The organism is Acinetobacter sp. LMB-5, assembly GCF_001541635.1.
GTDB lineage: Bacteria > Pseudomonadota > Gammaproteobacteria > Pseudomonadales > Moraxellaceae > Acinetobacter > Acinetobacter pittii.
The window spans coordinates 23294-37529 of the sequence record NZ_LRDR01000006.1 but is presented as its reverse complement, the minus strand read 5'-3'; the positions used below and the strand labels follow the sequence as shown (position 1 = coordinate 37529).

General features: G+C 39.0%; 12 protein-coding genes and 1 pseudogene. All 13 read right to left on the bottom strand.

Going from position 1 to position 14236, the window contains the following annotated elements; translation table 11 throughout:
- Nucleotides 1-39: 39 nt before the first annotated feature.
- The 13 genes and pseudogenes from AW165_RS09055 to AW165_RS09000 all read right to left on the bottom strand — a co-directional run bounded on the left by AW165_RS09055 (nucleotide 40) and on the right by AW165_RS09000 (nucleotide 14208).
- Nucleotides 40-1203: a hypothetical protein gene (locus AW165_RS09055; protein ID WP_060465598.1), complete on the bottom strand. Its 1164-nt coding sequence runs from the start codon at nucleotides 1201-1203 to the stop codon at nucleotides 40-42.
- A complete protein-coding gene (locus AW165_RS09050) occupies nucleotides 1196-2524 on the bottom strand; it encodes a TolC family protein (RefSeq protein WP_060465597.1) in 1329 nt (442 codons plus the stop codon). Before AW165_RS09050 ends, AW165_RS09055 begins: the two co-directional genes overlap by 8 nt.
- Nucleotides 2521-4107, bottom strand: coding sequence for a GH3 family domain-containing protein (locus AW165_RS09045; RefSeq protein WP_060465596.1), 1587 nt, complete (start codon nucleotides 4105-4107; stop codon nucleotides 2521-2523). Before AW165_RS09045 ends, AW165_RS09050 begins: the two co-directional genes overlap by 4 nt.
- Nucleotides 4104-4892: a hypothetical protein gene (locus tag AW165_RS09040; protein ID WP_171254248.1), complete on the bottom strand. Its 789-nt coding sequence runs from the start codon at nucleotides 4890-4892 to the stop codon at nucleotides 4104-4106. Before AW165_RS09040 ends, AW165_RS09045 begins: the two co-directional genes overlap by 4 nt.
- 187 nt (nucleotides 4893-5079) lie before the next feature.
- Complete coding sequence (locus AW165_RS09035; RefSeq protein ID WP_060465594.1) at nucleotides 5080-6627, bottom strand: DHA2 family efflux MFS transporter permease subunit; 1548 nt, start codon at nucleotides 6625-6627, stop codon at nucleotides 5080-5082.
- Between the two features lie 24 nt (nucleotides 6628-6651).
- Entirely contained in the window at nucleotides 6652-7713 is a 1062-nt protein-coding gene (locus tag AW165_RS09030) for an HlyD family secretion protein (protein WP_060465593.1), read from the bottom strand.
- Between the two features lie 656 nt (nucleotides 7714-8369).
- Entirely contained in the window at nucleotides 8370-9830 is a 1461-nt protein-coding gene (gene iaaH / locus AW165_RS09025) for an indoleacetamide hydrolase (protein ID WP_060465592.1), read from the bottom strand.
- Between the two features lie 92 nt (nucleotides 9831-9922).
- Nucleotides 9923-10642 carry a response regulator transcription factor gene (locus AW165_RS09020; protein WP_060465591.1) on the bottom strand — a complete coding sequence of 240 codons (720 nt, stop codon included), beginning with the start codon at nucleotides 10640-10642 and terminating at the stop codon, nucleotides 9923-9925.
- A gap of 91 nt (nucleotides 10643-10733) precedes the next feature.
- Nucleotides 10734-11009 (bottom strand): annotated as a pseudogene (locus tag AW165_RS20095) (J517_1871 family lipoprotein); the annotation flags it as partial.
- 5 nt (nucleotides 11010-11014) lie between these two features.
- The gene (locus tag AW165_RS09015; RefSeq protein WP_064784206.1) at nucleotides 11015-11350 is read right to left on the bottom strand and encodes a hypothetical protein; all 336 of its coding nucleotides are present in this window, start codon (nucleotides 11348-11350) and stop codon (nucleotides 11015-11017) included.
- 332 nt (nucleotides 11351-11682) lie between these two features.
- Entirely contained in the window at nucleotides 11683-11805 is a 123-nt protein-coding gene (locus AW165_RS20225; RefSeq protein WP_000737387.1) for a hypothetical protein, read from the bottom strand.
- A gap of 167 nt (nucleotides 11806-11972) precedes the next feature.
- Nucleotides 11973-13367, bottom strand: a complete 1395-nt coding sequence (locus AW165_RS09005; RefSeq protein WP_060465590.1) for a methylenetetrahydrofolate reductase C-terminal domain-containing protein — start codon at nucleotides 13365-13367, stop codon at nucleotides 11973-11975.
- 73 nt (nucleotides 13368-13440) lie between these two features.
- Nucleotides 13441-14208: an NUDIX hydrolase gene (locus AW165_RS09000; protein ID WP_060465589.1), complete on the bottom strand. Its 768-nt coding sequence runs from the start codon at nucleotides 14206-14208 to the stop codon at nucleotides 13441-13443.
- Between the last annotated feature and the right edge of the window lie 28 nt (nucleotides 14209-14236).

Genomic DNA, 14236 nt, shown 5'->3' with positions numbered 1-14236 from the left:
TTCGTGGGCTTGATTCAAAGGATCACTTCAACCTTTAAATTAAATACGCCCAACTTCTAAATATGGAATCAAGTTTTTATCAAAATGTGGGCGTGGGTCGCCTTCATAACTAATAAAACCATGCATTCCAGTTAAGCGTTCACCTTTATAAAACTGGTTTAACTGATAGCGCGGGTCTTTATGTGAAAGCGTAAAGCTCACCACCCCCACGCCCTGCTGTTTTGATTTGTTATAGGCATCTTCGAGCATTTTATGATGCAAAGCCAAATCTTCTGGATGGCACATAAGCGTATGTAGCACATGGTACTTGATAGAGTCGCCAAGTTTAGGCAAACGCATACCTTTGGTAATTGGAGTCAGCAAGTTATAAACGGGTCTAAAAATTCCAATGACTGAACTGTAATGCAAAATTTTGGTTTGTTTAATACTGTGCTGATCCCACAAGCCAAACATGCCCACCAGCTTTTCACCCTTAAAATAAAGTGAAAAGTCCGAGAGTTTTATCCCTGAAAAATACTGATGACCTTGGGCAAGTTCTTCAAAGTTATAGGCTGGAATAAAGTTATAAAACTCTGCCATGTTGGCAATAAATTGGTTCATGGCTTCCACGTGCTTAGCTTCGGCGACACAACTACGGATCTCTTGAATGTCACTCTGCGGAGAAGTCTGCTTTAAAAAAGACGTGATTTTTCGTTTTGCGCCAGTATCGGTCAGACTTAATGTCTCAATAAGCCCTTCATCATAATAATCAGGCATTCCTGTTTTGCCCGTTTGGATGGCAGCGCGTGCGGCATGGTTATCATCAAAAATAATCATTTGGCTATAGTTCGGTTCATGCATGGTTTGTTTTACATGCTTTGCCAAAACCTTCACCAGTGATTTACCCCGATAGTTATGATCTACCCGTAAATCACCCGCGTACCGTAAGTTTTGAATGTTACGATCAACATAACATGGGCGGTAACCGTTGCTATAACAAGCGACATTCTTTTGGCTTTCGGTATCTTCAATCACAACATGCAGTTTATGACGATAGACAATGTCAGAAGCCCTAAAATAACTCGGTTCACGCTGAAAGCTAATTTGTATTCCTTTGGTGGTCATGGGTACGGCGATTAAGTCTCGTAAAGCTTCGTCATCTGCCAAAGTTGCTTCACGGGTAATAAGAGTACTGTCAGCAAGTGGTGGATTTGTTTTATTCATTATTCACCTTTTGTGCGGTCTGTGCAGGAACCAAACTGTTTAAACGTCCCATTTGGTCGAGTAGCTGATAGACAAACACCACTTCGTCTTGGTCATTCACGGTTTTTTGGGTTTCTGCATCGAGTAACTTTTGCTCAGTATTGAGCAAATCAAATGTGGTTTTGGTTCCGACATCAAACTCTTTACGTGTGTAGACAAAGGCGATAGACGCTGCCTCTATGGCATTTGCCAGGGCTTCTTTATTTTGTCGAATAGTTTGAAGCTGTGCATAGGTGGTACGGGTGCGCTTGTTCAAGTCCAGTTCAATACTTCGCGTTTTTTGGTTAGCCAAATCGATATCGGCCTGTGCTTTTTTAACGTTGGCACGATTTAAGCCATCGTCATAGAGCGGTACATTAAGCTGCACCCCAACCATATAGTTATTACTTTCCGAACCAATATAGCTTGCCTCATCTTGCTTTCCGGCACGGCTGGTGAGCATGACCGTTGGCCATAGTTCCCGTTTGGTTAGAGCATATTGTTTCTCTGCGGCTTGCTTTTCGTATTTACTACGCATTAAAGCTGGATGGTTTTTGGTTTGCGCCAAAATTTCATCTAAGTTAGCCGGAATAACTGGCAGTTGTTTAATGGCGACAAGGTTTTCAGGCGTTACACCTGTCACTTGGTAAAACTGTGCTTCGCTTACGGTTAGGTTAGATTGGGCCTGTGTAATATCGGCTTGGCCTTGTGCAACTTGTGCCAAAACCTGAGCCAAGTCTGCACGGGTAATCATACCCACATCAAAACGGCGCTTTGACTCATATAAAGACCGTTGCAGATTTGCCATGGTCTTTTGTCTAAGCTCTAAAATGGCTTTCTTCTTTAATACATCGGTATAGACCATCACGGTATTTAAAATGGTTTCCGATCTTTGATCTGACAAACCTTGGTTTTGGGCAGAAAGCTGACTTTCAGCAACATCAATTCCTAAACGATGTCGACCAGAGGTATAAATCGGATAATCTGCCTGCAATTGCAAACTTCGGCCTTTACGGTTTCCTTCGGTTGGAAACAGTACGTGTGAAGGCGTATCTATTCTTTCATAGTCCAGTTGTCCAACTAAATTGACTTTGAGTCCATCACGCTGTTTGGCTTGCTCGAGCATAGCGGTGGACTGGTTCACGCTTAAACGGCTGACCTCAAGCTGACTTTCATGTCTTAAACTGGCTGACAAAGCGTCATCTAAAGTCATGGCTTGTACATTCGACACAACCAACACGCCTAGATACAAGGCGTGTCGAAGTGTTAAAAACCGAGTATTAAATGGCTTCATCCCTTTCATAGTTGTTCCAAACTATTCAGGGTGACTTTTTTGAGTGGCTCAGGCTTGATATTGCCTTCGATAATGCCATCAAACATGACCAATTTTTTGTAGGCATTCCAGCCATTATTGGCTTGGCGAATTTGAGGCTGGTCGAGCTGTCCTAAGTTTCGAGCAAGTTCGTAATGGAAATTTTGACGCAAAATACTGTCGATATATTCATTGCTAATGCTGTGATGGATGTCACCCTCAAAAAGCACGCAATAAAATGGTTTAACCTGTTGCTGGGTATCAATCGCCAGTAAAGAAATCGCTTTCGATTCGGTTTCATTTAACTGCGACAATAACTGATGAGCTGTTTCAGGCGCGAGTTTTTCACCGACCAGATCTACCCCAAAACGACGACCTTGGAACTCAAAACACGGAATTTGCTCTATAAAGCCTGTTACCCGTAAGCAATCATCCAGACAATAACGAAGTAAACCATTACCCGAGGTAATCAGCGGACTCACCACATCACCTTGTTTAAGTTGCCACGACGGAATGATTTGTCCTTGTTTATCGCCTTCTAAATATTCAAATTCGTAGAAGTGACTTTGGTAGGCCAATGGGTATTGGTCGTTGTAGGGAATAGTCACTACACCTTCCGTCGCCCATAAACCTTTTCCTTCAAACTGAACACTGGGTAATTTCTCTTGTAATTTTTCAGCCCAAGCTTTTGAACCTGCGGTATCCCAACTCGACACTAAACTTAACTTTGGCCAGAGCTTTTTAAAGTCAATCTGTTTGCCGTTTGAACTTGCAATTAAGGCTTCAGCACTTTCAGGGCTATGCGGTGCAGTGACTTCTTTTAATGAAGCCTGACGGTTGCCCCATGAACCACTTTGTAAAACCTCAATCACATCTTGTTGCAGCAACTCCAAACGTTCAAGCAATTGCAGCGCAAAAGTTGGACTCCACACCGAGATCATCGCTAAGTTACGGTTTGCCACCAAATAGCAAATCGTGGCAAACAGTGCATCATCGGCATTGGCGGCAAAGGCAACATTGCTTGGAACCGCTTGAGTAAACTTCGACAAAATTCGCTTACCTACACCAAGTAGCGCACTATCATCATTTAGATTTTTATCTTTTAAAACTTCACGCTGGCTTTCAGGCAACCACGACACTGACCAATAATGTGTACCCGAACTAAGCTGTGGACATTTGCGATATAAACTCGCCATCCACGGCGCAATCGCATGGTCAAGTTCATCTAAAAAAAGTTTGGTATATGGAATAAACTTGATTTGCTCACTCGAACCACTGGTTGGCTGAAAACGAACTAGCTTACTGCTCGACAGTGAAAGCTTTTGTTCACGGTAACGTTGAATGTCTTCTCGCCATGCGCCATAACGTGTCGCAGGAAATGCTTTTACAAACTGCTCATAGTTTTGAACTTTTTTATCTTTCGCAAATGTAGAGGTCTGTAAAATCGAATGCAAGATTTGACGTTGTGTCGCTTCTAAAGCTTTAAACTGTTTTTGGAAATTACGGTCAGAAGCATCACACCATTTTTTTAAAACTAGATGCGAACCCAAAGTTAGCCATTCATTAGATTTCATTGGATGGCCTCTCTACGTTTTGTTTTAGACGTTACACAAGCTTCAAATTTTCCCTTGCTTGTAGGCTTAGTGATGAGCTTCACTGGGAACCGAGCAATATCTTTCCAGCCTAATCGACCAATACATGGTAGTTCTGTGCCTGCTTTCCATGTCGGATTCAACTGCTCAAAGAAATGAATATTTGGGTTCTTTTCTCTCATTTCGGCAGTAATTGGTGCGACCTCACCTTTTAATGGTTGATAGTCATCTCCAAAATTTAACAGGCCTGCATCTTTGTCATAATATTCGCCAAAGAATTTTTCACAGTAGTGCTCAACCACTTCCGAGAGATGCTGGTTTTCATCTTTAATATTTGGGTAATACACATAGTAGTTATTGGCAAGTAGCAGGTAAGTTTTATAGCCTTTAGAAATGAGTAACCAATAGAGTTCGTTAAATGGATATTTGATTCGAAGCTTGATCATGAGTTTAAGCATGGTACTTTGTAGACTACGCGTACCCCAAAACTTCCTCAAAATGACCGTATCACCACTAAATAATACGGTGTAGTCCTTACCATTTAAGTAGAAATGCTGCACCACAACGGTAGAGAAGCCCACAATCTCATCTGTTCCCGAGTCAAAAATTAAGATCGCACCACTTTTATTTTGGAAATCATCTACGAAAATAGAAAATCTCGTATTTTCATAATACTGTTCGTAAATGGAATACATCACTTTTAATCGCTCAGTATCGATTTGCTCTTTTTCAAAATATTGACCATAAGTCGTGTTTTTCAGGTTCAATTTTGAAATTAGTTTATACGTTGTATTAATCATAATCCTTTAACCTTCCACCTCTAATTTGCGAGTTCCCCGATCTCATCAACCGATTTTAGAAAACTCAGATCAATGTTCTTTTTCTATGAAGGGATACGTTTTGATATGCCCTATTGTTTTTCATTCTTTGAAAGCTGCCTTTATTTTTTAATATCTACATATTCATTTTCTTCCCCCGATCCATAAAGATGGTTAAAAATGCGGTCACAAACATAATGATTGCGAGCATGCGTAATAAATCGTTAAAGCTAGAGGTCAGTGCTTGAAAATGAATGTCGCGATAAATCACACTGAGTGCGATTTGCTGAGCATTTGCACCGACTTCTTGATATTGCGCCGTGAGTTGATCGAGTCTTTCTGTGAAAATCCAGTTTTGCGGTGTCATCGACTGATTAATCTGGGTGACATGAAGCGTAGTTAACCAATCTAAGGATGAGTTAATCAGTGCCAGTCCAACCGCGCCGCCAATATTACGCATCAGGTTATAAATACCGCTGGCATCGGCCACTTTACTCAGCGGCAAAGTGCTCATGGCTAAATGCGACACCACAATCAGGCAGATCATGAGACCAATACCACGGTAAATTTGCGGCCAAAACATAAAGTCGTAATCACTATGAATGCTGAGGTGCGAATTGAGCCAAACACCAAAGCCAGCCAAAATCATTCCGACAAATACAGTTTTTCGGGTATCAAAATTGGGAATAAGCCACGCAAGAAATGGCGCAAAGCAGAACATGACAATGCCTGTCACCATCATGACGTGACCAATTTGGCTACTGTTCATTTCACGGACTTGCCCAAGAAACACAGGAATCATGTAACCCAAGCCATAGAGCGCCATGCCAATCACAAAAGTCGTGATGGCACTTAAGGTAAAGTTTTTGTTTTTAAATACGGACAAATCGAGCAAAGGCTTAGGCTGGGTAAAACTTCTAGAGAAGAAAATCATGCCGCCCACAATGCAGATCATAAACGCAATACGAACGCCTGTGTCTGCAAGCCAGTCATGTCGGGCGCCTTCATCAAGGAAATATTCAAGGCCACCCAAAAACATCGCCATACCAACGAGGCTGAACCAGTCCATACTTTTGATGAGTGAATAGTTCGCACGGTCGATATTTGGACTCGAGTAAATGACCGTAGCAATGATAATGCCCGGAATAATATTAATCAGGAACATCCAGTGCCATGAGAAGTTATTGGTTAACCAGCCGCCAATGGTTGGGCCAATGGCTGGACCTAAAGTACTGATCATTCCAAACATGACTAACGGCAATGAGCGTTTTGCTTCAGGGAAAAGTAAGTACAATGCGGTCATGGAGGTCGGAATCATGCCGCCGCCCATAAAACCTTGAATACCACGAAAAACCAATAAACTTTCTAAGTTCCATGCCAAGGCACAAAGTAACGAACTGATCGTAAAACCAATTGCACAGATGGTGTAATACACTCGTGTTGAAAGCACCCGCGACACAATACTCGACATTGGAATTGCAATAATCTCGGCAATTAAATAAACCGTTTGCACCCAAGTGACTTCGTAACGACTTGCACTCATTCCAGCTTGAACTTCGTTTAAAGAACTCGCCACAATCTGAATATCAAGAATCGCCATAAAGTTGCCAAAAATCATGGCAGCAAAAATTGCCCATGCCGTCTTTGCGGGAAACATCCTCTCGGCGTCAACGTGCTTATTCATGTCTTATTACCTAAAATTTTATTATTAAGTTCTTAGGTCAACGGTGGCACTGACCGACATACCAGGTTTTATCAAATCGATATGCGGGCTTGAATCTATGGCAATACGTACAGGAATACGCTGAACAACTTTGTTAAAGTTTCCTGTGGCATTGTCTGGTGGCATGAGTGAGAAAGTTGCGCCTGAAGCTGGTGAAAAACTCTCAATTTTCCCGCTATAGGTTAGGCTTGGATAGGCATCAAGTTTGAGTTCAACTTTCTGACCAATATGCATTTTTTCAATTTGGGTTTCTTTGAAATTCGCTTGTACATACAAACTGTTTTCAGGAATGATCGCCATTAAGCGAGTTTGCGGAGAAACACGTGAGCCTTTTTGAATTGCAAGACTACCGATTTTGCCGTCTACTGGACTGACCACTTTTGATGAAGCCAGATCGACCTGATATAAATTTAAGTTTGCATGAGCACTTTGAATATCTGCTAAAAGCTGCGCTCGACTGGCTTGTAAACTCCCCAACTGAGCTTCTGCTGCATTTACTGCTGCTTGAGCCTTGCTGAGTTGCGCTTGGGCTGTTAAATATTGAGACTGAACCCCTTCAAAGTTTTGACGAGTAATCACGCCATCTTTTAGTAAATCTTGATAACGTTCAAAATCTTTTCTTAAACGAGTTAAGTCTGCTTGCGCTGCCACTACACCACTATTTGCTTCGGTAATTGACGACTTAGCAGACTTTTCATTTTGTTGTTGTACACCAAGCGCAGCTTCTTTTAAGCTGACGACAGAACTCGCCTGATCATAACGAGCTTGGTAATCGCGGTGGTCTAATACCGCCAAAGTTTCCCCTTTCTTTACAAACTGATTATCGTTAATTAATAACTCAATCACTTCGCCTGAAATCTTTGGCATGACCCAAGTAACATCTGCCTGAACATAAGCATTATCAGTAGATTGATAAAATCGGTATACAAAAAAATAATATATAATGCCTGCGACTAAAAATAACAGCAGGACACTAAAAACACCCCAAGTTATTTTCTTTCGACTTTGGAAATTAGTGTCAGTTTCTAGCTGAGCTACGTTATCCATATTCATTCCGTTTATTTGTAATATTCGATTTTTTATTTACACCAATAAACTATTAGCGTCTTTTTTACGTAACTTTTCACTTGGTTTATTCAATGAATCGTGACAGCGTAAAATTTGGTGCAAATTATGGTTCTTAAATCGATTAAATATCATTGACCGTTTTGACATATATTTTTTCTATTTACGCCAATACACGGCATGCTATAAAAAATATGTTTAAAAATTATGTAATTTTATATTTTTTAAAAAATGCAATTATAAAACCTTTCTTTGAAAATTAATTTAAACAAATAAAATCAGCAACTTGTAAATATAATTATTTATGTAAAAGTGATTAATTGGTAGAAAAATTTATTGCATTAATATTAAAAATTAGCTTTTACTTTGTATAACTTATGTTGATTTACTTAGGGCAATATGTAATTTAAATAAATTCTTCGAGAATTTTTATAATATTTATAGAAGCATAGTAAAGCACAGCTTATTAAAGATGTATTTATGATTAACAATATTAAATAAAATAATATAAAAACTTTCCGACCAAATCCAACTTATTTTTAAGAAGCCGAGCATTATTCAAAAACAAAATTAATCTAAAAAAGAGTTACTTTTAACTCTTTTTTATTTAAAAAATAGAGAATTATCGGTTTATTTTTTTACTTATTTAAAACCTTAAATATTTCTTCTAAAGTCATCCCAATCGCAAGTATTTCACTATCCTGATGAGGTAAACCATCAATTTCTAATCCAACGGGTAGTTTCGATTTCACTCCCTTTCCAATGGGTAAACTCAGCCCTGGTAATCCGATATTACTGCCGGGGTCCGTATTTCGAATGAGTGTCTGGAAATTTTCAATTGAATTGGATTGTTCATTTGCGAGTGGTGCAACAATCGGTGAGGTCGGCAATAATAAAGCATGTAAGTTATGCGCTTTAAATGTGTTTTGGTAGAGTTCAAGCAATTGAGGACGCGCTTCACTAATAGCCTTTTCATAGAAAGGTAAAACAGGAACAAGTTGCCCCGTGTGATCTTGAATTAATTGGGGAAGAATATTCTGTTTAAAAATTGCCTGTACATCTGGGCTTGAGATTTGATCAATTACATCCTCTAAAGTCAGATTTACATGATGATGTTTTAGATATTGAATAAGGTCATATTTGCCTTCATAGACGACTATAGGAAAAGAAATAGCGTGATTAAGTTGTTCTAAATTCGGCATATCGACATTAATAATTTCGACTCCTGCCTCTTTTAAAAGCCCAAGTGCAATATGCGCCTGCTCATGAACATCTTCATCTAAATGATTCCAAAAGTATGAATTGATACCGAGCCTAATTTGATGAGGTTGTAATGGTTCTTTTTTTGGCTCTTGGGTAATAAGCTGATCAATTAAAATAATGTCAGATACTGTGTGTGCAATCGGGCCAGCGGTATCTCGAGTATGTGAAATTGGGGTAATACTGTCTTGTGAGTATCTTCCTACCGTTGGACGAAAGCCGACACAACCATTTAATGCACTTGGCAAACGAATCGAAGCACCCGTATCTGTACCAATCGCAATTGGAACCATGCCCGCTGCAACAGCCACAGCACTACCAGAAGAAGACCCACCAGCGATATGCAATGGGTTTACAGCATTTCGTGTACCCACGACACCTTCAATGTGCATGGCAGTATTATAGCCTGTGACTCCAAAGGCCAATTCATGCATATTGGTTTTACCAACAATGATCGCGCCTTGATCAATAAGTTTTTGAATAATCGGTGCAGAGCTTTGAGGTTTAAAATCAGCTAAAGCTGGTGTGCCTGCACTATTAGGGAAACCTACAACATGAATATTATCTTTAACCGCAATTAAAATACCCATTAAAGCTGGACATGGTTTTCCACTCAGTAAGTATTTATCCCAATATTGAGCTTGTTGAATTGCTGAAGCTTTATCTGTGCTAATAAAAGCATTTAAAGACTGTTGTTTTTCAATAGCGGCAAAGTAGTGATGCACGAGTTCTTCACAAGATACTTTTCTCTCATGAATGAGTTTAGTAATGATATCTACTGAAGCGTTTGATAAACCCTGTGATTCAATCCAATTATTTTTTTTAACTGCATTTGACATGATGACTTAAAATCCATTTAAGTTGTGATCTTAAGAACTTAGTACAACTTGCTCATTCATTCGCATCCTCAAAATTGAGGATTGTTTTTGTTTTAATGTTGAATGAGTAAAACCATTTCAGTGCGATTATTACAGCCTATTTTTCTCATAGAGTTATTCAGATGGGTTCTTAAAGTGGTAAAACCAATACCAAGTAAACTTGCCACTTCTTTATCACTTAAACCTTTAGAGACTAAATGAACCACTTCTTGTTCTCTTGGAGTCAGACCATATTGTGTTGACAAATCTAGTGGTAAGGCTTGAGTAAAATAAGGTTCAAGTAGATTTAATATTCTTTTTTCACGTTCACCAAACATGTCAGCATCTTTCGCACGCCAAATACGTAAATCACCAATATCCATACCATTTCGGACAAAATAAATATTTATGCCGTGATACAAACCATAGGTTCTCAAAAACTCATTGTAATAGCTGGTTTTTTTAAGATCTGCGAGAGGCATGACTTCATTTACAAATGTTGGTTTTTGACATTTACGAAGCTGTGCCGTAATGGGATCATTAAATTGCCAAATGCTTTCATAGTCCTCCATCGCTTTGGGATCGATTTTCCATATCACACCTTCTTTCGATAAGTTATGCGTTGAATCCCAAATATAAGACTCGGCAAAATCAGCCCGCAACAAGATGGCAATATCTGCAATGATATTTTCACGTAAGTTGTATTGCCCTTTCCCTGAACCAAGTTTCCATAATATTTCAGAAAACAATCTAAACTCAGAGGGGCTGAAATCCCTTTCTAAAAGTGCGGTCATCTTCTACCTATATAACGAAATCTATCGAATTTTGAGAGGATCGGCTAAGTGCTTCCTTTGAACTTAATACCCATCCTTTTCTATAACATATCTATTTTTTGATTTGGTAAGTATGAGATAATGACGCTTGTTTAAGGTCGTTATCAGCCTTGTAGATCATATTTAAATTAGAAGCGCTCAGAGTTATCCTAGCTTTTAATATGTTTTTATCTAATGACTTTACTTATAAAGTCATACCATTTTTGACATAAATAGTATTATTGAAATACTTAATTCTGTTCAATAACACATGGCCACCAGTATCTTCGCAGAATATTCCAGAACCATCTCTATCAAGTTTTATTGTTGATAATCCAAGACCGAATGAGGGCTTTAATAACCTGAGCAAGCTAAATAGTGTTTAGCAGTGAATTCATTCACCTGATCTTTTTTAATTGATGGAGCAGTATAAGTTGGCTGGGCATAAGCATCTCTTACTATATCTTTTATTAGGTCTTTATCCTCTTTTTCTTTAAATGCTTTATCAACAATTTCCAGTGCTTCAAGAATTGGGGCTCCATTTTGTCTCGTTGTCATGAAAAGCTGAGCCAATTGGGCAATTTGGATGCATTTTTTTTCATGCTCTTCCTCAGTTATTCTTGGAACTGTTCCAGCAAATACGGATTTTGTCATTCCAATTATTAATAGAAATATAGTTACTTTATTCATTTAATTGCCCATCATTATTAATGAGTAAAATTTACCAGTTCAGAAGGTTAAAAACCACCTTAGAAGTAGTAATTTTTATTAATAAAGACTATTAGTTAACTCATTTGAAAGCATGAAATGTACTATTTGCATTTTTCATTATTCAATAAAATAAGCTTTTCTTTTTGCCCAAGTTTATTTATATAAAATAGTTCATATTGATGATTATTCACTTTCATATATTTAGGATAAAATACTTTATCGCACCAAATCTGAATACCTTCATCAGTTTTAATAAAAATAAAGAATGTAAATAAAAATGAAACCCACTCATTGAGTGGGCTTTTTTATTACTAACCGTTTTGCCTGAGGTGATCTTGGAACTCTTGGTCGTGTATTTTGTTGTAATTAACAGGGTCGTAAACGCATCCAGTTAAAACAACAATTACAGTAAGTACAGCAACCAACTTTTTCATTGAGACAGCCTTTCCTTTAACGCAAAAGATTTGCTTTAAGTATACTCCTCGATAGCCATTTTGATTGGACATAATTAAGGCAAACAATTGTTATTTTTAAATTATCGCCGTGCCTTAGCATATCATTTGATTTTTTTAGCAAGACAAATCAACGGTTAATATAAAACTTAAGCCTCAGTCGCTAAATACCAATTTTTCCAAGAACTGGTTCCTCTCGTTTCAAGTGGTACCGTTGGAATCAGTTTTTCTTTTAATATTTCGGTTTGTTCAACAGCTTTAGCAAGTCTTGCTTTGACTGAGTGAATGCATTCACGGTCACCAAATTCACAGCGGTCTAAAGTTGTACCGCCACAAGGCCCGTTGGCTAAACCTTTTGGACACGTTTCAGGGCAAATATATAAAGTATCGCTTAGGCGACACTGACCACAGCTTTCACAGCCCACTAAGCTATGTTTACTGAGCACTTCGGTTTTAATTAATACCTTAGCGACTAAAGCATTTTCCCAAAAAGATGCTTTAAAAATAAAGCGTCCAAGCCCCTTGGCAATTTTTGATCCAAACATTGCTTCATGCATAACATGTAGCTGACGATATTTAATTAATTGTTTAGATGTTGGCTGACGTGAAAAATGTGTAATTTCAGGTGAAAACTCTTTGCCTGACGTGACTTGCCAAAGTGAATTCCAAAGCTCTTCTAAAACTTTAAGCTCCAGATGTCTGTATTGCTCAATGTAGCTTTCAAGCAGCATTTGCTCTTCTGGCTTATGGCAAGCAGATAAATGAATTCCTGCAAATCCTAAGTGTTTACACATCAAAATCTGTAAAGCACAGCGTAAATAAACGCGGTCTGTATGTCCTGCCTGTTTTTCCTCTGCCAAAACTTTTAGCATATGCGGAGTAATTACAATACCAGCGACTTTATGCTTCACCATAAAATTGGCACGGCCCAAAGTCAGTGGCATGACACAAGCCAGTATTTGCTGCGAATAATTGTTCTTAGTTAAAAATGATTTGGCTTGTTTTAAGGCTTCAATGTCATAACCCAATTGGGTAATGATAAAGTCAGCACCTGCTTTAATCTTCTTATGCAGTTTTAAATACTGTGCATCACGCTCAGCTTCGACATATTTAAACGGATTAAAAGCAACGCCAATACAAAAACCACCATGTTGCTTAGCTGCCATTACGGCGTTTACCGACTCTAGGTATCGGCTACGAGGCTGTCCATCTCGACCATTATGGTGTTCTTTGAGTTTATCGCCTGTAAGCAATAACAAGTTTTGAATATTGGCTGCTTGAGCTTGTTCTAAAAAGTGCTCAAAGTCTTGTATGTCTCGGGCCTTACCTGAAAAGTGTAAGACTTTATCAATTGAGTCAGGATAACTTTTGCTGGCTTCAAGTGGCGCAATATCATGATCTGAATGTACGCGATCTGCCAATGTCATTGCAGCCGGATACCCTGCAAACTCATGTCTTACAGGATAAATTTCATGCAGTGAAGTGAGATATTCCACCAACACAAAAAACTGGTTTTGCTGGAAGCAGGGAGAAACGTGTGACATAGGCAAAGTGCTTATCAAAACATGACATCAATCATAAGCGCGGCATTATAAATCAAAAGCGCATAAATATGCGCTAGTCAGAAAGCTCATTGTTTTGCTTATCTTCACCCTCTTTATTTCTGGGTAATTCGAGTGAGCGAGGAAATATAAAATCGAAGGAATCGAGTGCATAACGGTAAAGCTGAGCTGGTCGTTTACCCACAATTTTACTGTGGTTGGTTTCTTCAACTGCGCCTGCTTCTATCATACGGCGCCTGAATGCTTTTTTATCTAAGGATTGCCCAAGAATAATTTCATAAATAGTCTGCAGCTCGGTCAGTGTAAATAACTCGGGCATTAGACTAGCTGGCAATGCGGTATAGCGAGTTTTACTAGTTAAACGCTCTAAAGCCAAGCTGAGCAATTCATTATGATCAAACGCCAATGCTAAATCTTTTGCTTTTGCTACAGGCACCCATTCACTGTATTCAGCCAATGCTTGGTGTTGATAGGCATTAAAATCGATTAATGCAAAATACAAAATCGTCACAGCCCAGCCACGCGGGTCACGTTTGGCATTGCCGACAGAGGCAACTTGTTCCAAATAAGGTGAAGCAATTCCTGTTTTTTCGACTAGCTTACGATAAGCCGTTGCCATCAAGTCTTGATCATGGGTTAAATCGGCGAAACCGCCGGGTAAAGCCCATTGGTTTTTAGCTGGAAAGTTGGGTCGCTTAATGAGTAGTACCTGCAACTGACCATTAAATACCGAGAAAATAGCCATATCGACCGTGAGTAAAGGTGCGTCATAATCTCGGCGATCATAACTGGCAAGGAATTCTTGTTCAGTTTGAATAGTCACGTTCAGCCTCTCAATAAAAATGATGAGC